The organism is Streptomyces sp. 8N706 (assembly GCF_052245415.1).
GTDB lineage: Bacteria > Actinomycetota > Actinomycetes > Streptomycetales > Streptomycetaceae > Streptomyces.
The window spans coordinates 88,470-108,616 of sequence record NZ_JBQQBW010000001.1 but is presented as its reverse complement, the minus strand read 5'-3'; the positions used below and the strand labels follow the sequence as shown (position 1 = coordinate 108,616).

Sequence of the window (20,147 nt, the reverse complement as noted above, 5' to 3'; positions counted from 1 at the left end):
CAGGCCATCCAATCCGCTGCGGCGGCGACGGCGCAAATCCCGTGGTGAGGCGGTAACGCTTCATGAACGCTTGTTGCGCATCCGGTCACGGAACGGGCATGCGGCTTGACGTGTCCGACCCCTCGGGCAGACTTGGCCCGATAATCATGAACATTGCATGGGCACAGCCGGTACGTCGAGGCCACATCGCATGGCCGTGCGCCACGGGGGGAGCAGACAGATGAGTCAGGACGGCGCACAGGGCCGCTACGAGGGCCGTTCCGTCGGTGGTGGCCGCTACCAGCTGCGCGACCTGCTCGGCGCGGGCGGCATGGCCTCCGTGCACCTCGCGTACGACACCGTGCTGGACCGGCAGGTCGCGGTCAAGACGCTGCACACCGAACTCGGCCGGGAACAGTCCTTCCGCGAGCGCTTCCGCCGCGAGGCCCAGTCAGTGGCGAAACTCTCACACACCAACATCGTCTCCGTCTTCGACTCCGGCGAGGACGCGCTGCCGGACGACAACGGGGTCTCCGGCGCCATGGTGCCCTACATCGTCATGGAGTACGTGGAGGGCCGGCCGCTGCGCTCGGTGCTCGACGCGGATCTGGCGCAGCACGGCGCGATGCCGACGGACAAGGCGCTGAAGATCACGGCCGATGTGCTGGCGGCGCTCGAGGTCAGCCATGAGATGGGCCTGGTCCACCGGGACATCAAGCCGGGCAATGTGATGGTGACCAAGCGCAACGTGGTCAAGGTCATGGACTTCGGCATCGCACGGGCCATGCAGTCCGGAGTCACCTCCATGACCCAGACCGGCATGGTCGTCGGCACCCCGCAGTATCTGTCACCGGAACAGGCGCTGGGCCGGGGCGTCGACGCGCGGTCCGATCTGTACTCCGTGGGCATCATGCTCTTCGAGCTGCTGACCGGGCGGCTGCCCTTCGATGCGGACTCGCCGCTGGCCATCGCGTACGCGCATGTCCAGGAGGAGCCGGTCGCTCCCTCGACCATCAACGGCTCCATACCGCCGGCCGTCGACGCACTCGTCGCGCGGGCGCTGAAGAAGAACCCCAACGAGCGTTTCCCGACGGCCGAGTCGATGCGCGACGAGTGCGCGCGCGTGGCGGGGAGCGGACAGTCCGCCGCGCCGTTGATCATCACGGGCGGGCCGCCGGCGGGCAGCGGGGCGGGCGTGGGCTCGGCGGTCTTCCCGCCGGTGGACCAGCGGGCCCCGGCCCCGCCGCAGGTGCAGACCCCGTACCAGCCCCACCCGCACGGGGCGCAGATGGGCGGCTTCGGGCCGACCACCCCGCCGCCGCCCACGCACCCGTTGCAGCAGCAGGGTTACCAGGCCCCGGGGCCCTCTCCGTACCACGGCGGTGCGCAGACCCCGCCGCCGTACACGATGTCTCCCGCCGCCCCGCCGCCGGGTGGCGGCGGCAAGAGCAATGTGCCGGTGGTCGTGGGCGCGATCGTGGTGGCGCTGCTGGCGATCGGCGGGCTCGTCGCGGTACTGGCCCTGAACCAGGGCGAGGGCGGCGGCAACCGGGCCGACGACAAACAGACGGTCCAGCCGCAGCGGCCGCCCTCCACGGCCGGCGATGCCAGTGGCACCGGTGGCACCGGCGGTACCGGGGCGGAGTTCAACCCGGGTGACAAGACCAAGGTCATCAAGCAGGAGAAGTGCACCGACGCCTACGAGTACTGGGACGACAAGAGCAAGATCTCGGCGCCCGACTTCCGGTACCGGGACCTCTCGTCGGTGAAGGACTGCATGCGGGCGGCGGGCTGGCAGTACGACGTGGTGTACGAGGACGAGAACACCTGGGGCAAGGACCTGGTGCTCCGTCAGACTCCGCTCGACGGCGAGCCGTTCGACCCCCATGACAAGACGGAGAAGTTCGTGCTGACGGTGTCGACGGGCAAGCCGGCCTGACGGCCCGGCTGCCCGACGGCAGCAGGACACGCTCCCGACGCGCCGGGCCCGTACGGCAGCACAACGCGGTCGCGACGCGCCGTACGGCAGTGCGGACGCACACCGCGCGGAGAAGCGGACCTGGCAGAAATGGGGCCCGGCACGCGGATCGCGTGCCGGGCCCCGATCGTTCCGCTTCCGTGGCTCAGAGGTACGGACCCGAGCGGGCTCCGCCGGGGGCCTGGCCCTCCTCGCCGCCCTCCGTGGCCATCACCCCGGGCGGCAGCGCCCGGCGCATCTGCTCCAACTGCGCCCGTGCCGCCATCTGCTGGGCGAACAGCGCCGTCTGAATGCCATGGAACAGGCCCTCGAGCCAACCGACCAGCTGGGCCTGGGCGATCCGCAGCTCCGCCTCGGTGGGAATGGTCTCGTTGGTGAACGGCAGGGACAGCCGCTCCAACTCCTCCACCAGCTCGGGTGCGAGACCGTCCTCCAGCTCCTTCACTGAGCTGGCGTGGATCTCCTTGAGCCGGACCCGGCTCGCCTCGTCGAGAGGAGCGGCCCTGACCTCCTCCAGAAGCTGCTTGATCATGCTGCCGATGCGCATGACCTTCGCCGGCTGTTCGACCATCTCCGTCACGGGGACCTCGCGCGACTCGTCGTCACCCTCCCCGCCGCCGGGGCTGGCGTTGCCGAGAGCCATTCCGTCCGGTCCGACGACCAGTACCTGGGGACTCTCCTGCGACCGTTCGTTCCTCGGCATCTCCATGCCGCCCATTCTCTCGCACACGTACCTGGAAGGCGTTCTGCCCCCGCGCCTCCGTGATCCACCCTCCTTGGGAGGGTACGGCGCGAATACAGGGGCCGTGGCACACGGCGGGACGACAAAGGGCGCCGAGAACCGGCTCAGCGCTGCCGGAGCCGGAAGCCGATGAACGCCAGCCCGATCCCCATGAGCGCCAGGCCCGTGCCGAGGGGCAGCACGCGCAGCATCCGCCCCGTGGGCCTGCCCACCGCCTGATCGGGGCTGTCGCCGCTGGTACCGGGATCACTGCCCGTCGTCGCGGCCGAGGGAGCGGTGACGGAGTCACCGGGCGGGCTCGGCTCGTACGGAAGCGGGGGGCGCGGCCGTACCGCCTCGAGCCCGTCCCGCGCGGTCGGGGCCGGGGACCACGCGTGAGACGCCGGGGGCCGCAGGACGCCCTGGTGCGTGGGCGTGGGCGTGGGAGAGACGGACGGCCGGGGCGGAGGAGAGAGCGGCCGTCCCGGCCTGTCGGGCCGGGCGGACCCGTCGGCGGGGGCACTGGGGTCCAGCGCGTGGGCCCATCCCGGCACCCCTGGTGGGAACCCGGGCCGGTCGGCCGTCCCGGGCGCCCGGCCCGGCCGCACCCGGCCCTCCCCCGCGCGCCGCCCGGCCCACGGCGTGCCGGGATCCGCCTGCTGGTCCCTGCCCCGCTCGTCCGCGGAACCGGATCGTGGGGCCGCGGGACCGACCGGCGGGTCCTCGGGGTCGGCCATCGGGCGGGAGCCGTGCACGAGGCCGCCGAGTCGTCCGACGGTCTGCGCGTGCGGCGGCCTGGCGACCGGTGCCCATCCCTCGGTGGGGACGGACGCACGGTCGAGGGCGAGGGCCGCCGGAGCCGGCAGCAGGGCCGCCCCTACCAGGAAGCCGATGGCCAAACGTGTGCGGAGCGCTGGAGCCACGGCCGTGACCCCCTCCCGTGCCGAGCCGTCGAGTGCCAGTGTTCAGCGTCACACGGTCGATGACTTCCGGCATCTCGGATGTTGGGCCTGTTCGAGGCCTTCCAGCGGTTGGCCACGGGACCGGCCGAAGGTCGGCCACGGGAGGGGGTCGGGTCGAGGGCGGCCTCACAGGGTGTGCGCGCGGTGTCCTCGTGAGGTGTCCTCACACAGTGTGCTCGCGCGGTGTCTCATGAGGTCTCGCACGGTGTCCTCACACGGTGAGCAGGACTTTCCCGACGTGACCGCTCTCCTCCACCACACGGTGAGCCTCGGCCGCGTCCCGCATCGCCACCGTACGGTCCACGACCGGGCGGACCCGCCCGGCGCTGATCAGCGGCCATACGTGCTCGCGGACCGCCGCGACGATCGCGGCCTTCTCCGAGAGGGGCCGCCCGCGCAGCGAGGTCGCGGTGACAGCGCCGCGCTTGGCGAGCAGCGCGCCCAGGTCCAGCTCCCCCTTGCGGCCGCCCTGCATGCCGATGATCGCCAGTCGGCCGTTCACGGCAAGGGACTTCACATTTTGGTCGAGGTACTTGGCGCCGACGATGTCGAGGATCACGTCGGCCCCGGCGCCGTCCGTGGCCTTGCGGAGCTCCTCGACGAAGTCCTGCTCACGGTAGTTGATCAGGATGTCCGCGCCCAGCTCCCGGCAGCGCTCCAGCTTCTCGGCACTGCCCGCCGTCACGGCGACGCGCGCGCCCACCGCCTTCGCCAACTGGATCGCCATCGTGCCGATACCGCTGGAGCCGCCGTGCACCAGAAGACCGTCCCCGGGGCGGAGATGGGCGACCATGAACACGTTCGACCAGACGGTGCAGACGACCTCCGGCAGCGCCGCGGCCGTCATGAGGTCGACGCCCTCCGGTACGGGCAGCAACTGGCCGGACGGGACCACGACCTTCTCCGCGTATCCGCCGCCCGACAGCAGCGCGCACACCTCGTCGCCCACGGCCCAGCCCGACACATTGGGGCCCAGGGCGACGATCCGGCCCGAACACTCCAGGCCGGGATACGGGGACGAGCCGGGCGGCGGGTCGTAGAAGCCCTGGCGCTGGAGGAGATCGGCGCGGTTGACGGCACTGGCCACGACCTCGACCAGCACCTCTCCGTCGCCGGGTACGGGTTCCGGGACCTCCGCCCACACCAGGGCCTCGGGTCCGCCGGGTTCGGGAATGGTGATCGCTTGCATAGGCATGGCCGCGAGGCTACTCCGCGCCGTCCGGCACAGCGATCACCGCTCGACGGGCCGGTACGACGCATCGGGGCAGACTCGCCGTACGACGGCTCGTGGCCGTACGAGGACAGCCCGAAGCGGGGCCCGTACGGCGAACCGGGCACGGCAGGGAGACGCCCGTACGAAGACTCGCGGCCGGACGACGCATCGGGCGCGCACGGCGGGCGGACCGGGCTCGGTAGGCAGACCGGGCTCGGTGGCGGATCGGGCTCGGTAGGCGTACGGCCCGCACGCACTCGCGCCGTACGGCAGCCCGGGCCCTCACCGTGCTCACTGCGGCTCGGCCGACGGGGGTTCGGCCCGGACGATGGTGATCAGCCGGTCCGTCGCCTCCAGCGGGCTCGCCTTGGGGTCGTCGTACCCCAGCAACCGGTGCCCGCGCAGCACCGAGACGACCAGGTCGTCCGTGTCCCGTACCGACCGTCCGACCTCGGACTTCACCACGGGCCGCTCGACCAGGTCGAGTCCGCTGCCCTGCTGGATCAGATCCTCCATGACCGTGACCGCACTGGGGCTGAGCACCGAGAGGCCGAGCAGACGTCCCGCGGAACTGGAGCTGGTGATCACGGCGTCCGCGCCCGACTGGCGCAGCAGCGGCGCGTTCTCCTCCTCCCGCACCGCCGCGACGATCTTGGCGCCCCGGTTGAGCTGACGTGCCGTCAGCGTCACCAGCACCGCGGTGTCGTCGCGCTGCGTCGCGATGATGACCTTCTTGGCACGCTGCGCCTCGGCCCGTAGCAGCACGTCGCTGCGTGTCGCGTCCCCGACCACGCCCACGTACCCCTCCTCGCTCGCGGCGTCGATGGCTTTCTGGCTCGGGTCGACGATGACGACATGCTGCTTCCGGTGCCCCTTGGCGACCAGGGTCTCCACGGCGGAGCGGCCTTTGGTACCGAATCCGACAACAACGACGTGATCACGCAAGGAGGACCTCCATCGGGCCAGCCGCCACTCCTCACGGGTGCGCTCGGTGAGGACCTCGAGAGTCGTGCCGACCAGGATGATCAGGAAGAGCACGCGCAGCGGCGTGATGAGCAGGACGTTGAGCAGCCGGGCGCCGTCGCCGTACGGGACGATGTCGCCGTATCCGGTGGTGGAGAGCGTCACGGTCGCGTAGTAGACGCAGTCGAGGAAGCTGACCGAATCATCGGCGTTGTCGTGGTACTCCGCGCGGTCCGCATAGACGATGAAGACGGTCGTCACCATCACCAGCAGGGCCATCAGCAGCCGTCGGCCGACCTGTTGGAGCGGGCCGTGGACGGTGCGCCGGGGGAGGTGGATGCGGTGGCGGCTGACGTCACCTATGGCGCGGTCGTCGGCGTCGTGCCTGGAGGAGTTCACCGGGCGGCTCCTCCGGCCTGCGGCCCCGCATCGGAACGGTGGGCCGGGGAGGACCGGGCCGTCCCTGCCGGGCTTACCGGCCAGGGGAGTTCGAGGATCTCCGCTTCGGTCCCGGCTCCGGCGCCTCCCGGCGGTACGACGGCGAGCCCGTCGGCAGTGGCGATTCCGCGGAGCATGGCCGGTCCGTTGAAGTGCAGCGGCATGGCCCGGTCGCCGCGCAGGGCGATCGGGACGAGGCGGGTGTCGCGGGGGTGGCCCTGCACATCGGCGGCGAACGGCGCCGTGGTGGCGTACGGGTACGGGGCGCGGCCGGAGAGCGTACGGAGCAGGGGCTCGGCGAGTGTCAACAGCCCCGAGACCGCGGCGAGCGGATTGCCGGGGAGCCCCACCAGGTGTCTTCCGGGGGCGAGCCGGGCCAGCAGCATGGGGTGGCCGGGGCGTACGGCGACACCGTCGACCAACAGCGTGGCACCGGCCCGGCGCAGCGTCGGGTGAACGTGGTCGACCGGGCCCGAGGCGGTACCGCCGGTGGTGACGACGAGGTCAGCGGTGGAGGTGGTGACGGCCTTGTGGAGGACGTCCGCGTCGTCACCCAGGCGCTGAGTGCCGACGACATCCGCGCCCAGCGCGCGCAGCCAGGGGCCGAGCATCGGGCCGAGCGCGTCGCGGATACGGCCGTCGCGGGGGAGTCCGGTGTGCAGCAACTCGTCGCCCAGGATGAGGATTTGGACACGGGGACGGGTGGCGGTGGGCAGCTCGTCGTATCCCGCGGCGGCGGCGAGTCCCAGGACGGCGGGGGTGACGAGCGACCCGGTGGGCAGCAGCCGGTCGCCACGGCGGCACTCCTGGCCGCGGGGGCGGATGTCCTGGCCGGGGGCGACATCACGGTCGGCGTCGACGTACAGACGGGCGTGGCCGCCCGGCCCGTCTCGCCGCTCACCGTGCTCGCTGCGCAGAACGGCCGTCGTACCGGAGGGGACGCGGGCACCGGTGGCGATACGGACCGCGTGGCCGTCCTCCAGGAGGGCGGGCTCGTCGTGTCCGGCGAGAACGCCGGGCCCGGCGGGCGCGGCGATCCGCCACGGGCCCGGCCCGGCGACGGCCCAGCCGTCCATGGCGGAGGTGTCGAAGGACGGCAGATCGGTCTGGGCGACGAGCGGCGCGGCGAGCACCTGCCCGAGCGCGTCCTCCAGCGGCCGCACCACCGTCGGCAAGGGGCCGCTCGCGGCCCTCGCTGCCCGTTCCCTGGCCTCGGGCCACGCGGTGACGGGGTGAGCATGCCTACGAGGGGTGCCGGGGCCCGAGGGACGATCGGGAGCGGACGGGCGACCCTGGCCGGCGGACGGGCGATCATGGCCGGAGCGACGATCGGGGCCGGAGGAGCGAGCGTCGGGGGCAGCCGCCTCGGGGCCGGGGGCGGAAGATCCGACGGACCAGGGGGGCTCGGCGGCACGGGAGGAGCGGGAGGAGTCGTCGGCACCGGAGCACGCTGAACCGCCGGAGGGGGCCGCGGTGCAAGAGGGCGGTGAGTCACTGGAAGGAGTGGCCCCGGCAGAAGAAGTCCGATCGGATCTGTCGGAGGAGGTGGCGGCAACGATGGCCAGTGCCTCGTCCACCGCCCGGTCGACATCCCGGTCGGCGGCATCCCGGCGGACGGCATCCCGGTCGGCAGTGTTCCGGTCAGCGGTCTTCCGGTCGCCGGTGTCGCGGTCGGCAATGTTCCGGTCAGCGGTCTCCCGGTCGCCGGTGTCTCCGTCCGCGACACCCCGGACGCCCCGCGCCTTCGCTACATCTTGGGCCTCCTGCAGAACGGTCTCCCGGTCGGCGAGATCCGGTCCGACGGCGGTTCGGCGGACCCCCTCCCGGCCGACGTCCTCCCGCCCGACGGCGTCCCGGCCGACACCCTCCCGGCCGAGGGCGTCCGGGGCAGCGGGAGCCTCCCGGCCGACGGCATCTCCGGTGGCGGGGGTGGTGGCCTGGCGGCCCGCGTCCTGGCTGGTCATCCCGGGGTCTTTCCCGGGCCGCTCTCGGGGCCACTGTCCGGGGCGCCGTCCGGTCCGCCCTGGGACTCCGCCGCCCAGCGCTCGGCGAGCGCCGCTGCCTTCCGGGCTGCGGCCGCCACCTCGGCGGGGCTCCCGTCCGCCCGAGCCGCCGCGTACCCCACCAGGAAGGTGGTGAGCGGCGCAGCGGGGCGTGCCACGCCGTGCGCGGCATCGCGGGCGAGGTCCAGCAGGAGGCCGGTGTCGACGTCCGACTCGATCCCGAGTTCATCCTTGACTGCGGCAATCCATTCGTCCAGCACGTTCCCATGCTCCCTGATGCGGGCACGGGCCGAGGCAAGGTCCTCCCAGGTGTCGCAGTCGAAGGACGCGGCGGCGTCGGGCTCCGGTATGCGGTGGAGGGCGAGTTCCTCGGTGAGCAGGCGCAGCGGCAGATGGGCGAGACCGCCGTGCTCGGTGGCGAGCAGGGCGAGTTCACGGCGCAGCGACTCGGTGCGATAGACGGCGACAAGCGGCTGGTCACGTCCGTCGGCGTCGGTGATGACCACCCCGTCGGCCTTGGCTGCGGAACTCTCCCCGTCCGCCACCCCGGCCCCCTCCGTCTCCGCCGCCCCACGCCGCCCCGCCGGAGTGGCCGCGCGCGCCGCGCCGGCCCCCCGTGTCCCCTGCGCGCCGTCCAGGGCGGCGAGCAGGGCCCGTACGGTGATGGACGACAGGAACGGCAGGTCGGCCGAGAGCGCGAGCACGACCGGCGCCGTGACCTGGCCCAGGCCCGCGTCCAGGGCAGCAAGCGGTCCACCGCCCGGTGGGTCCTCCCGAGCCCAGCGCACGGGCCGTACGGTCGGCCGCCGGGCGCCGACGACGACGGTCCCGGCCGCGTCGGCGCACGCACCCAGCACCCGGTCCAGGAGCGGTCTCCCGCCCACCGGCAGTCCGGGCTTGTCCGCCCCGCCCATCCGCTTGGCGGCACCTCCGGCCAGTACCACGGCGTCGTACACCTGCGCAGTCATGCACCGAGTATCCCCGCAGCCGCGTGCCCGGGCGGACTCGGCGGACCGCACGCGTCACAGCGTGCGCAGCAGCACCGCCGGTTGCTCGACGCAGTCGGCGACGTACCGGAGGAAGCCCCCGGCCGTGCCGCCGTCGCACACCCGGTGGTCGAAGGTGAGCGACAGCTGTACGACCTGCCGCACCGCCAATGCGCCGTCGTGCACCCATGGCTTCGGGGCGATCCGCCCGACGCCGAGCATCGCCGCTTCGGGGTGGTTGATGATCGGAGTGGAGCCGTCGACACCGAAGACGCCGTAGTTGTTCAGGGTGAAGGTGCCGCCGGTCAGGTCCGTCGGCGTGAGAGCACCGGCGCGCGCGGCCTCCGTGAGCCGGTCGAACTCCTGCGACAGCGCTGCCGCGTTACGCGTGTGCGCGTCCCGTACGACGGGAACCACCAGGCCCCGCTCGGTCTGCGCCGCGAAGCCCAGATGGACGGCAGGCAGCCGGACGACCTCCCGGGCGTCGGTGTCCACCGTGGAGTTCAGCTCGGGGTAGCGGGCGAGCGCTGCGGTGCAGATACGGGCCAGCAGCGCCGGCAGCGACACCTTGGGAGCGCCGGCAGCGTTCATGGCGGCACGGGCGGCCATCAGTTCGGTGGCGTCGGCGTCCACCCAGCACGTCGCGTCGGGGATCTCCCGTCGGCTCCGCGAGAGCTTGTCCGCAACGACCCCCCGGACCCCGCGCAGCGGTATGCGCTCCGCGCCGGGCATTGGACCGACCTGCCGACCGCGCACCGGGCCGGACTCCGCGCCGTACTGCTCACCGGTCACCGGGCCGTACTGGTCACCCGTCACCGCCCCAGGCTGAGGGCCGGTCACCGGGCCGGGCCCCGCGCCCGGCTGCGGTCCGCCGACCGTCGTGGGCCTTGTCGGGGCGGAGCCGGGACCGGGGCCGGTCGTGCCCTCGGCGGCGTACGGGGCTTCTTCGCCACGGCCACCCCAGGCCGCCCGGACGGCCGCCCGCGCGGCTCCCTCGACGTCGGCCCGCAGAATCAGCCCGTCGGGCCCGGACCCGCGCACCTCGCGCAGATCCACCCCGTGCTCCCGCGCCAGCCGCCGCACCAGCGGCGAGATCACGGCGACGGGTCCGTCGGCGCCGTGACCGTGTACGGGGGCGGGCGGCCCGCTCTCCGACCGGCGGGCCGCGTCGGCGGCGTGACCGCTCCTGGGGGCGGTCGTTCCGGCCTCCGCCGGGCGGACCCCGGCGCCCCCGAGCCCGGCCGCTCCGGTCTCCGCCCGGTGGGCCCCGGCGCCGCTGCCCCCGGCACCACTGACCCCGTCCCCGCCGGTCCTGTCGCCGCCTACCCCGGCGCCGCCGCTCCCGGCCGCCGCACGGCCGTTCTGTCCGGATTCCGGGCCGGACGGGCGGGGGGAACCGCCCACGGGCCGGACCCTGCGCCGGCGCACGGCAGGCGCACCCGTGCCGTAACCGACGAGGACGTTCCCCGAGCCCTCGTCCCCTTCCGCGCCGTCCGCTGCGCCGGATTCCGGCGCCGTCACATCGCTCGCCCCCACCGCGACCGTCAACAGCGGTGCTCCGACGGGCAGTTCCGTCCCCTCCTCCCCGAAGCGCGCGGTCACCACGCCCCCGTAGGGACACGGCACCTCCACCATCGCCTTCGCCGTCTCGACCTCCACCACCGGCTGGTCGACCGCGACGACATCCCCGACCTGCACCAGCCAGCGGACGATCTCCGCCTCCGTCAGCCCCTCGCCCAGATCCGGCAGGGTGAACTCCCGCACCACGGCCATCAGCGCCCCACCTCCCCCGGCGTCCACTCCGACTCCCACTGCAGCCGGGCCACCGCGTCGAGCACACGGTCCACACCGGGCAGGTGGTGTCGTTCGAGCATCGGGGGCGGATACGGGATGTCGAATCCGGCGACCCTCAGCACCGGCGCCTCCAGATGGTGGAAGCACCGCTCCGTCACCCGCGCGGCGATCTCCCCTCCGGGACCACCGAAGCCGGTGGACTCATGCACGACGACCGCCCGTCCGGTCCGGCGGACGGATGCGCACACCGCATCGTCGTCGAACGGCACCAGGCTCCGCAGATCCAGGACTTCGAGGTCCCAGCCCTCCGCCGTCGCCGCCTCCGCGGCCTTCAGACACACCGGTACGGACGGCCCGTAGCCGATGAGGGTCGCACTGCGCCCCGCCCGCCGCACCGCGGCACGCCCGATGGGCCCCACCGCCTCCGGCTCCTCCGGCGACCAGTCGGCCTTCGACCAGTAGAGCCGCTTGGGTTCGAGGAAGACCACGGGGTCGTCGGAGGCGATCGCGGACCGCAGCAGGCCGTACGCGTCCGCGACCGTCGCCGGAGTCACCACATGCAGCCCGGGCGTCGCCATGTAGTACGCCTCGGAGGAGTCGCTGTGGTGCTCGACACCGCCGATCCCGCCGCCGTACGGAACCCGCACGGTGACGGGCAGCGGCATCGCGCCGCGCGTGCGGTTGCGCATCCGCGCGACATGGCTGATGAGCTGCTCGAACGCCGGGTAGGCAAAAGCGTCGAACTGCATCTCGACCACGGGCCGCAACCCGTACATCGCCATGCCGACCGCCGTGCCGAGGATGCCGGCCTCCGCCAGCGGAGTGTCCGTGCAGCGGTCGTCGCCGAACTCCCCGGCGAGACCGTCGGTGATCCGGAAGACGCCTCCCAGCGTGCCGACGTCCTCACCGAGCACATGGACGGACGGGTCCTCGGCCATGGCGTCGCGCAGTGCGCGCCCGAGGGCCTGCGCCATGGTGGCGGGCTTGCGCACGGCGGCGGCCGGGCCGGCAGTGGCTGGTGCAGTGGTCACTTCCCGCCCTCTCCCTCATGCTCGGCGGCGTCGAGCTCGGCACGCAGCTGTGCGGCCTGCTCGCGCAGCTGCCCGGTCTGCTCGGCGTAGACGTGGGTGAACAGATCCATCGGATCCAGCACCGGATCCTGGTTCATACGGGCCCGCAGATCCGCCGCGAGCTCCTCGGCGGACTCACGCACGGTCCGCACCTCCGCATCCTCCAGCAGGCCCTGGGCCCGCAACTCCCGCTCCAGCAGGGCTATCGGGTCGTGCTCCCGCCACTCCTCGACCTCGTCGTCGGGCCGGTAGCGGGTGGCGTCGTCCGCGTTGGTGTGAGCCTCGATCCGATAGGTGACGGCCTCGACGAGCGTCGGCCCACCGCCGGCGCGAGCCCGTCCGACGGCCGCGCTCAGCACCTCATGGACCGCGGCCGCGTCGTTGCCGTCCACGAGCCGGCCGGGCATGCCGTATCCCACCGCCTTGTGGGCCAGAGACGGCGCGGCCGTCTGCTTGGCGAGCGGCACGGAGATCGCGAAGCCGTTGTTCTGGACCAGGAAGACGACCGGGGCATGCCAGACGGCGGCGAAGTTCAGCGCCTCGTGGAAGTCCCCCTCGCTGGTGCCGCCGTCGCCGACCAGGGCGAGTGCGACGACGTCATCACCGTTCAGACGGGCGGCGTGCGCCAGCCCCACGGCATGGGGGAGCTGAGTGGCGAGCGGGGTGCACAGAGGCGCGACACGGTGCCGGCGCGGGTCGTAGCCGGTGTGCCAGTCGCCGCGCAGCAGCGTGAGCGCCTGCACGGGGTCGAGCCCGCGGGCCACGGCCGCCAGGGTGTCGCGGTAGCTGGGGAAGAGCCAGTCCTGGTCCTCGAGGACGAGAGCGGCGGCGACCTGACAGGCCTCCTGGCCGGTACTCGACGGATACACGGCCAGCCGGCCCTGCCGCGTGAGGGCGGTGGCCTGCGTGTTGTACCGACGGCCGCGCACCAGCTCGGCGTAGAGCCGCTTCAGCAGCCCCGGGTCGGCGTCGCGCGCGGCGGGAGTGCCCAGCAGGCGGTACGGCTCCGCGTCGGGCAGCAGCGGCGCGGGGTCGGTACGGGGCCGCCAGGAGGGCGGCGGGGCCGGGTGGTACGACCCGGGCTGTTCGAGGACCGTCATATCGGGCACCTCCTGGGATTCGCCTGGCCTTCGGCATCGGTGACCTCGTGCCCGCCGACCGGGGACGACGGGCAGGGCTCTCCGTCGGACGCACTGTGGCGCGTCTCACCTACCGATTGTTCGGTCGTCGGCACATTTTGGCTACACGCGGCCTCAGCCTGTGGACAAACGGTTTTCCACAGCCTGAGATGAAGACAGGACGTCCACAGTGGGGAGGCACAGGGGGATGGCGACTGAACGGATGGCCGACGAGGGCCGTATTCCACCCACGCGCCCCCTGGACGCGATCGACCGCGCCATTCTCCGGATGCTCCGCACCGACGGCCGCGCGTCGATACGCTCCGTGGCCGAGCGGGTGCATGTCTCCCGCGCCAATGCCTACGCCCGTATCAACCGGCTCATCGACGACGGCGTCATCCGCGGGTTCAGTGCCCGTGTCGACCAGGAGCGGGCCGGCCAGGGCGCGTCCGCGTACATCACGCTGAAGATCGTGCAGAACTCCTGGCGCACGGTCCGCAAACAGCTCCAGGAGCTCCCCGGCGCCGCTCATATCGCCCTGGTCAGCGGCGATTTCGACGTTCTGCTGCTGGTGCACACCGAGGACAACCGGGCGCTGCGGGAGCTCGTCCTGACCCGCATCCAGTCGATACCGGAGGTGCTGAGCACCCGCACCCTGCTGGTCTTCGAGGAGACGGACCTCTGGCCGGAGAACCAGCCGGAGACATGACGGCCGCTCCCGCGCCGGGGCCGGTCACCGGGTGAGGGCTACGACGAGGGCCGCACCGAGGCCGGGCCCAGGGAGAGCGCGGCGAGGTCCGGCCACGACGCGGCGTGGCGCCGGCACGGGCTCTGGGCGCTGCGCCGAAGGCCGTACCCACGGCAGGGCCGGTTCCACGGCCGAGCCGGGCCCACCGCCAGGCCGGGTCTACGGCGAGGGCTGCGCCGACGTCCGCAGGCCCGCGAAGGCCATCCGTACGACCGCCTCGGCCACGTCCTCGCCCTCGGAGGGGCCGCCGCCATGCGGCCGGTACCACTCGACAATCGAATTGATCATGCCGAACAGCAGCCGGGTGGCCAACCGGAGATCCACATCGTCCCGCAGGTCCCCCTCGGCCGCGGCCTGCTTGAGCAGCTCGGCGACCTGCTGATCGAACTCGCGGCGGCGCGCCATGGCCCACCGTTCCGTGTCGGTGTTGCCCCGCACCCGCAGCAGCAGCGTGACGTACGGCAGTTCGGCCATCAGCACCTCGGCGGTGCGACGGGTCACGTGTTCGAGCCGGTCGATGGCCCGGCCACCGCTCGCCCCCGGCTCCTGAAGGATCGCGAAGAGCCCGTCCAGGGCACGCCGTATGGCGAGCCGCAGCAGTTCCTCCTTGCCGCGGACGTGGTGGTAGATCGACGACTTGGAGATCCCGGCGGCCCGGGAGAGATGCTCCATGGAGGTGCCGTCGTAGCCCCGCTCGTTGAACACCTCGACGGCGACCGCGAGCAGCGATTCGGGCGTGTAGGTGTCGCGCTTGGCCATGGTCATGATGAGAGCAGCTTCCCTTCGGCCGCGGCACGGCGGAGCAGAGGCTGGGACGGGGCGTAGCGGCCGGTGGGGTAGGCGTCGTGGAGGCCCCACAGGACGCCGCGCACCCATGAGGCTCCGAGCGCGTCCGCCCACTCCAGCGGACCTCGGGGATAGTTCACACCGAGGCGCATGGCGGTGTCGACGTCCTCGGCACTGGCCACCCCGCGCGCGACGGCCTCGGTGGCGAAGTCGGCGAGCATCGCGACCGTACGCCCGACGATCATGCCGGGGATGTCGTCGATGACGCTGACCTGCTTGCCGAGCGCCTGGAACAGGCCGATGGCGGCGCGCAGGTCCTCGGGGGCGACGGTGTCGGAGGGCGCCAGCGCGATCCGCGTGGCGGTGCGGTAGTCCAGCGCCAGATCGAACCGGATGTGCGGACCGGAGCAATCGGTGGTTGCGGCCGCTCCGTCGGTGAGGGTGAGCCGCACACCGCCGGGCAGGGCGATGAACCCCTCGGACACGGTGGTGCGATCACGGATGACCTTGATACCCGCCTCGGCGACCAGCTCGGCGAGCACGGCCGCCGGGCCCAGGTCGCCGTGGAATCCGACCGCGTCGGGGGCGTCGCACGGCTCGGCGGTGTGCGGCTGCGGCTTCCCCGCCTCTTCGCCGTACCGGTACCAGCCCCGGCCGGACTTCCGCCCGTGGCGTCCCGATTCGACGAGCCGGCGCTGGGCGAGGGACGGGGTGAACTTCGGGTCCTGGAAGAAGGACTCCCACACCGAGCGCGTCACGGCCTCGTTGACGTCCTGGCCGATGAGATCCGTCAGCTCGAACGGGCCCATCCGGAAGCCACCGGACTCCCGGAGCACGGCATCGATGGTGGCGGGGTCGGCCGCCCGCTCCTCGTACAGACGGAAGGCCTCGGCGTAGAAGGGCCGGGCGACGCGATTGACGATGAAGCCGGGGGTGTCCGTACAGCGGACGGGCGTCTTCCCCCAGGCGGTCGCCGTGTCGTACGCGCGCGTGGCCGCGGCCTCGTCCGTGGCGAAGCCGCTCACGACCTCCACCAGCGGCAGCAGCGGAGCCGGGTTGAAGAAGTGCAGGCCGACGAGGCGGCCGGGGTGGCGCAGCGCTCCGCCGACAGCCGTGACGGACAGGGAGGAGGTGTTGGTGGCCAGCAGGCAGTCGTCGGAGACCACGGTCTCCAGAGCGGTGAACAGCTGCTGCTTGGCGCCCACTTCCTCGAGGATCGCCTCGATGGCGAGGTGGGCGTCCGCCAGACCGCCGAGTTCGGTGACCGCGCTGAGCCGGCCGCATGCCGCGTCGCGTTCCGCGGCCGTCAGCCCGCCCTTCTCGACGAGCCGGTCGAGCCGGGCGGTGATGGCCCCGGCGGCCACCTCCGACCGGCCGGGCGCCACGTCGTACAGCCTCACCGGGTGCCCGGCGACCAGCGCGACCTGGGCAATGCCCTGGCCCATGGTCCCGGTGCCCACCACGGCGACGATGCCCGTCCGGTCGATTGCGGTCATGGTGAGATCCTCCCCGACGAGTTGTCCACAGGACCGACGGGCCCCCTTGTCCCGACCGATCGTTCGGTTACAGTATCTCCCGGGGACACCCGTGGGCCCCGCCGCAGGCACACACCCGTGGGCCCCCGACCTCAGGCACTCGATACCCAGCCCAGCTCAACGAGGAGTTGGTCAGCCATGGCCGCCGATCTCACCGCTCTCCAGCTGGTCGAGAAGCACCGCTCGACCCTCGACCAGGCGCTGGAGGCCATCCGCACCCGTGCGTACTGGTCTCCCCACCCGGAGCATCCGAAGGCGTACGGGGAGCATGCGGCCGGTGACGGCCAGGCCGCCTTCGACGCGCTGCGCGGCAAGCGTCTCGGCCTCGACCAGCCCGGCACCGAGGGATGGGTGGGCGACGAAGTCTCGCCGTACGGGCCCGAGCTGGGCGTGGAGTACCCCCATCCGGACGTCGACGTGCTGCTTCCCGCGATGCGCGCGGCGATGCCCGCGTGGCGGGAGGCCGGCCCCGAGGCACGTGCCATGGTCTGTCTGGAGATCCTCTCCAGGATCAACGCCCGGTCCCATGAGTTCGCACACGCGGTCATGCACACCAGCGGCCAGGCGTTCACCATGGCCTTCCAGGCGGGCGGGCCGCACGCCCAGGACCGCGGTCTGGAGGCGGTGGCGTACGCCTATGTGGAGCAGGTCCGCACCCCGGAGGCCGCGGACTGGTCCAAGCCGCAGGGCAAGCGGGATCCGCTGAACCTGCGCAAGGCGTTCACCGCGGTGCCGCGCGGTATCTCGCTGCTGATCGGGTGCAACACCTTCCCCACGTGGAACGGCTACCCGGGCCTGTTCGCGTCGCTGGCGACCGGCAATGCCGTGCTCGTCAAGCCGCACCCGCGCGCCGTACTCCCGCTGGCCCTGACCGTGACCGTCGCCCGCGAGGTCCTGGCCGAGGCCGGGTTCGGCCCCGACCTGGTGGCGCTGGCGGCCGAGCGGCCCGGCGAAGGCCTGGCCAGGACACTGGCCGTGCGCCCCGAGGTCCGCATCATCGACTACACCGGCTCCACAGCCTTCGGCGACTGGCTGGAGGCCAACGCCCGTCAGGCCCAGGTCTTCACCGAGAAGGCCGGGGTGAACACCGTGGTCGTCGACTCCACCGACGACTACCGGGGCATGCTGAGCAACCTTGCCTTCTCGCTGTCGCTCTACAGCGGGCAGATGTGCACGGCCCCGCAGAACTTCCTCATCCCGCGCGACGGCATCGCCACGGACGCCGGACACAAGTCCTACGACGAGGTCGTCACCGACCTCGCGGGCGCCGTGCGGGGCCTGCTGGGCGACGACACCCGGGCGAACGCACTGCTGGGCGCGCTCGTCAATCCGCAGGTCCGGGAGCGTCTCGAGGCGGCCTCGGGCCTCGGGGATGTCGCCCTGGAGTCCCGTCAGGTGACCCACCCGGACTTCCCCGGCGCGACCGTCCGCACCCCCGTCATCGTCAAGCTGGACGGAGCGCGGAAGTACTGGGACGGGGCGGAGGCGGAAGCCGCCTATCTGTCGGAGTGCTTCGGACCGGTGTCCTTCGCCGTGGCCGTGGACTCGTCGGCGGACGCGGTGGAGCTGCTGCGCCGCACGGTCCGGGACAAGGGAGCGATGACGGTGAGCGCGTACACGACCTCCCCGGAGGTCGAGCAGCTGGTCGAGGAGGCCTGTCTGGAGGAGTGCGCCCAGCTGTCGCTGAATCTGACCAGCGGGGTGTACGTCAACCAGACCGCTGCGTTCTCCGACTTCCACGGCTCGGGCGGCAACCCCGCGGCGAACGCCGCGCTGTGCGACGGAGCGTTCGTGGCCGACCGCTTCCGGACGGTCGAGGTCCGGCGCCCGGCCTGACCACGTACGGAGTCGGGCCGGGCGTGACCACGGTCGGCCTGTGACGGAGCGGCGCCGTAGATCGGCCTGTGACGGAGCGGCGCCGTGGAGGGCCCCAGCCTTCCCATGGGCCTCTGCGGGGCGGCGGGTCCCACGAACGGTGCGCTACCGGCCCGGGGGCTCGACGCGGGCGTGGCGGCTGATCCAGGCGTGCATGGCGATGGCAGCCGCTGCGCCCGCGTTGATCGAGCGGGTGGAGCCGAACTGCGCGATCGAGCAGACCATGGCCGCCCTCCGCCGGGCCTCCTCGGTCAGACCGGGGCCCTCCTGTCCGAACAGCAGCACGCAGCGGCGCGGCAGGGCGGTGGTCTCGAGCGGGACCGCCCCGGGGAGATTGTCGATGCCGATGATCGGCAGCTCCTCGGCGGCCGCCCAGGCCGTCAGGTCGGAGGTGTCCGGGTGGTGACGGACATGCTGGTAACGGTCCGTGACCATGGCACCACGCCGGTTCCAGCGCCGCCGCCCGACGATATGGATCTCCTGCGCCAGAAAGGCGTTGGCCGTGCGTACGACCGAGCCGATGTTGAAGTCATGGCCCCAGTTCTCCACCGCCACATGGAAGTCATGGCGGCGGGTGTCGAGGTCGGCGACGATCGCCTCACGGGCCCAGTACCGGTAGCGGTCGACGACATTGCGCCGGTCGCCATGGGCGAGCAGCTCGGGGTCGTAGTGGTCGCCCTCCGGCCACGGGAGGGGGTGCGGGCCCACGCCGACCTCGGCCGGCGCGTAGCCGTCGTCGTACTGCACGGTCTCGATGCTCTCGCTGCTCACCCGACGAGAGTACGGTCCGGCCGCACACCGCTGCTTTCCCCGGGCTCCCGGAGGCCGCGGTCCGTCTTGCCGGTGCGGTGCCGGAGCCACGCGACCCGGCTGCCGGCCCACCGCAGAAAGCCGGTCGGCAGGAATACCGCATCCGCCGCGATCATGGCGAGGGAGAAGAAGGGCAGTCCGAGAGTGAGCGCGATCCCGAGGTGCTCGGCCATCATCAGCACGAGCAGGACGTTCTTGACCCGGCGGTTGAAGAGCGTGAAGGGAAAGGCCACCTGGACGATCACCGTTCCATAGGTGATCAGCATCACCAGCACACCGCTGCCGGCGAGCGCGTCGGAGAGCGCCGGCCAGGGCGAGAAGTAGTCCAGGTGCATCGGGTAGTACAGCGCGGTGCCGTCCTGCCAGCGCGAGCCCTGCACCTTGTACCAGCCGGCGGTCGAGTAGATCAGGCACACCTCGGCCATGATCACCAGCAGGGCGCCGTTGTGCACGACGTTGGTGACGACCTCCAGGACCGTGGCCGCCTCCCGGGCGGCTCCCTCCTTCTTCCTACGGGCGCGGCGGCCCACCACCCAACGGATGCCGTGGGCGCTCCACAGGCCCCAGAAGACCAGCTCCCACCCCAGGCCCAGCCGGTCCAGCAGCGTGACAGCCAGGAGCGCGGCGCCGAGGACGGACCAGAGAACGATGCCGACGACGTCCCGGTCCGCGGCGGCCGGCCGCGCACGGCGCCGCGCGTCCAGCGACCACACCTGGCCGCAGCGCGTGAGGACGAGGTAGATCGACATCAGATGGATGACGTTGTCGCCGCCGTCCCCCATGAAGATGCTGCGGTTCTGCAGCGAGAGCACCCCGACCATGAAGAGCACCGACATGGTGCGGGTGCGCCAGCCGAGCAGCAGCAGGGCGCCGGCGGCGATCGCGAAGAGGTAGACACATTCGAACCACAACCGGCCGTCGGACCACATGAGCGCGGTGAAGGCGCCGTTGCCCTCGATCAGCTGACGGGCCATCCCCCAGCTCCAGGGACCGTCGGGACCGTACAGCTCGTGGCGGTGCGGCCACTCGCGGAGCAGGAAGACCAGCCAGGTGAAGGAGAACCCGATCCGGATCACAGCGGTCTGGTACGGGCCGAGCGCGCTGCCGGTGACACGGGCGAGGCCGTGGGCGAGCCGTCGCTCGGCCCGGCGCGAGAGGGAGATCGGGA

At 72.5% G+C, this 20,147-nt stretch carries 16 protein-coding genes; 3 read left to right on the top strand and 13 right to left on the bottom strand.

Annotation, left to right across the window (positions count from 1 at the left end):
• Positions 1-220: 220 nt before the first annotated feature.
• On the top strand, positions 221-1,918 hold the full coding sequence (locus ACTWQE_RS00505) for a protein kinase domain-containing protein (RefSeq protein WP_443326732.1): 1,698 nt from the start codon (positions 221-223) through the stop codon (positions 1,916-1,918).
• Between the two features lie 184 nt (positions 1,919-2,102).
• Here the strand turns inward: ACTWQE_RS00505 and ACTWQE_RS00500 are convergent, their stop codons facing one another.
• The 9 genes from ACTWQE_RS00500 to pdhA form a co-directional block, all read right to left on the bottom strand.
• Complete coding sequence (locus ACTWQE_RS00500) at positions 2,103-2,666, bottom strand: bacterial proteasome activator family protein (RefSeq protein WP_443326731.1); 564 nt, start codon at positions 2,664-2,666, stop codon at positions 2,103-2,105.
• A gap of 137 nt (positions 2,667-2,803) precedes the next feature.
• Complete coding sequence (locus ACTWQE_RS00495) at positions 2,804-3,601, bottom strand: hypothetical protein (RefSeq protein ID WP_443326730.1); 798 nt, start codon at positions 3,599-3,601, stop codon at positions 2,804-2,806.
• A gap of 250 nt (positions 3,602-3,851) precedes the next feature.
• The gene (locus tag ACTWQE_RS00490) at positions 3,852-4,829 is read right to left on the bottom strand and encodes an NAD(P)H-quinone oxidoreductase (protein WP_443326835.1); all 978 of its coding nucleotides are present in this window, start codon (positions 4,827-4,829) and stop codon (positions 3,852-3,854) included.
• A 315-nt stretch (positions 4,830-5,144) separates the two neighbouring features.
• Positions 5,145-6,215 carry a potassium channel family protein gene (locus tag ACTWQE_RS00485; protein WP_443326729.1) on the bottom strand — a complete coding sequence of 357 codons (1,071 nt, stop codon included), beginning with the start codon at positions 6,213-6,215 and terminating at the stop codon, positions 5,145-5,147.
• Complete coding sequence (locus tag ACTWQE_RS00480; RefSeq protein WP_443326728.1) at positions 6,212-8,218, bottom strand: molybdopterin-binding protein; 2,007 nt, start codon at positions 8,216-8,218, stop codon at positions 6,212-6,214. The genes ACTWQE_RS00485 and ACTWQE_RS00480 overlap by 4 nt, the downstream gene beginning before the upstream one ends.
• Complete coding sequence (locus ACTWQE_RS00475; RefSeq protein ID WP_443326727.1) at positions 8,215-9,225, bottom strand: DUF6457 domain-containing protein; 1,011 nt, start codon at positions 9,223-9,225, stop codon at positions 8,215-8,217. Before ACTWQE_RS00475 ends, ACTWQE_RS00480 begins: the two co-directional genes overlap by 4 nt.
• Positions 9,226-9,279: 54 nt before the next feature.
• Entirely contained in the window at positions 9,280-11,016 is a 1,737-nt protein-coding gene (locus ACTWQE_RS00470; protein ID WP_443326834.1) for a dihydrolipoamide acetyltransferase family protein, read from the bottom strand.
• Complete coding sequence (locus ACTWQE_RS00465; RefSeq protein ID WP_443326726.1) at positions 11,016-12,068, bottom strand: alpha-ketoacid dehydrogenase subunit beta; 1,053 nt, start codon at positions 12,066-12,068, stop codon at positions 11,016-11,018. The genes ACTWQE_RS00470 and ACTWQE_RS00465 overlap by 1 nt, the downstream gene beginning before the upstream one ends.
• Complete coding sequence (gene pdhA, locus ACTWQE_RS00460; protein ID WP_443326725.1) at positions 12,065-13,207, bottom strand: pyruvate dehydrogenase (acetyl-transferring) E1 component subunit alpha; 1,143 nt, start codon at positions 13,205-13,207, stop codon at positions 12,065-12,067. The genes ACTWQE_RS00465 and pdhA overlap by 4 nt, the downstream gene beginning before the upstream one ends.
• Positions 13,208-13,433: 226 nt before the next feature.
• On the opposite strand from pdhA, the gene ACTWQE_RS00455 reads away from it, so the two are divergent.
• Positions 13,434-13,934: an Lrp/AsnC family transcriptional regulator gene (locus tag ACTWQE_RS00455; RefSeq protein WP_443326724.1), complete on the top strand. Its 501-nt coding sequence runs from the start codon at positions 13,434-13,436 to the stop codon at positions 13,932-13,934.
• A gap of 198 nt (positions 13,935-14,132) precedes the next feature.
• Here the strand turns inward: ACTWQE_RS00455 and ACTWQE_RS00450 are convergent, their stop codons facing one another.
• Positions 14,133-14,738, bottom strand: a complete 606-nt coding sequence (locus ACTWQE_RS00450; protein ID WP_443326723.1) for a TetR/AcrR family transcriptional regulator — start codon at positions 14,736-14,738, stop codon at positions 14,133-14,135.
• Positions 14,735-16,255 (bottom strand): 3-hydroxyacyl-CoA dehydrogenase, encoded by a 1,521-nt coding sequence (locus ACTWQE_RS00445; RefSeq protein ID WP_443326722.1) that lies wholly within the window; start codon positions 16,253-16,255, stop codon positions 14,735-14,737. Before ACTWQE_RS00445 ends, ACTWQE_RS00450 begins: the two co-directional genes overlap by 4 nt.
• Positions 16,256-16,432: 177 nt before the next feature.
• Here ACTWQE_RS00445 and paaN point away from each other — a divergent pair, with 177 nt between their 5' ends.
• Positions 16,433-18,130, top strand: a complete 1,698-nt coding sequence (gene paaN / locus ACTWQE_RS00440; protein ID WP_443326721.1) for a phenylacetic acid degradation protein PaaN — start codon at positions 16,433-16,435, stop codon at positions 18,128-18,130.
• Between the two features lie 144 nt (positions 18,131-18,274).
• Here the strand turns inward: paaN and ACTWQE_RS00435 are convergent, their stop codons facing one another.
• Positions 18,275-18,940, bottom strand: a complete 666-nt coding sequence (locus ACTWQE_RS00435) for a TrmH family RNA methyltransferase (protein ID WP_443326720.1) — start codon at positions 18,938-18,940, stop codon at positions 18,275-18,277.
• A complete protein-coding gene (locus tag ACTWQE_RS00430; protein ID WP_443326833.1) occupies positions 18,937-20,142 on the bottom strand; it encodes an HTTM domain-containing protein in 1,206 nt (401 codons plus the stop codon). The genes ACTWQE_RS00435 and ACTWQE_RS00430 overlap by 4 nt, the downstream gene beginning before the upstream one ends.
• Positions 20,143-20,147: the final 5 nt, after the last annotated feature.

What these genes read in the sequence shown, in the direction of transcription:
- ACTWQE_RS00505 (WP_443326732.1), top strand. Translation starts at nt 221, where the DNA reads ATGAGTCAGGACGGCGCACAGGGCCGCTACGAGGGCCGTTCCGTCGGT.
- ACTWQE_RS00500 (WP_443326731.1), bottom strand. Translation starts at nt 2,666, where the DNA reads ATGGAGATGCCGAGGAACGAACGGTCGCAGGAGAGTCCCCAGGTACTG.
- ACTWQE_RS00490 (WP_443326835.1), bottom strand. Translation starts at nt 4,829, where the DNA reads ATGCAAGCGATCACCATTCCCGAACCCGGCGGACCCGAGGCCCTGGTG.
- ACTWQE_RS00480 (WP_443326728.1), bottom strand. Translation starts at nt 8,218, where the DNA reads ATGACCAGCCAGGACGCGGGCCGCCAGGCCACCACCCCCGCCACCGGA.
- ACTWQE_RS00475 (WP_443326727.1), bottom strand. Translation starts at nt 9,225, where the DNA reads ATGACTGCGCAGGTGTACGACGCCGTGGTACTGGCCGGAGGTGCCGCC.
- ACTWQE_RS00470 (WP_443326834.1), bottom strand. Translation starts at nt 11,016, where the DNA reads ATGGCCGTGGTGCGGGAGTTCACCCTGCCGGATCTGGGCGAGGGGCTG.
- pdhA (WP_443326725.1), bottom strand. Translation starts at nt 13,207, where the DNA reads ATGACGGTCCTCGAACAGCCCGGGTCGTACCACCCGGCCCCGCCGCCC.
- ACTWQE_RS00455 (WP_443326724.1), top strand. Translation starts at nt 13,434, where the DNA reads ATGGCGACTGAACGGATGGCCGACGAGGGCCGTATTCCACCCACGCGC.
- ACTWQE_RS00450 (WP_443326723.1), bottom strand. Translation starts at nt 14,738, where the DNA reads ATGACCATGGCCAAGCGCGACACCTACACGCCCGAATCGCTGCTCGCG.
- ACTWQE_RS00445 (WP_443326722.1), bottom strand. Translation starts at nt 16,255, where the DNA reads ATGACCGCAATCGACCGGACGGGCATCGTCGCCGTGGTGGGCACCGGG.
- paaN (WP_443326721.1), top strand. Translation starts at nt 16,433, where the DNA reads ATGGCCGCCGATCTCACCGCTCTCCAGCTGGTCGAGAAGCACCGCTCG.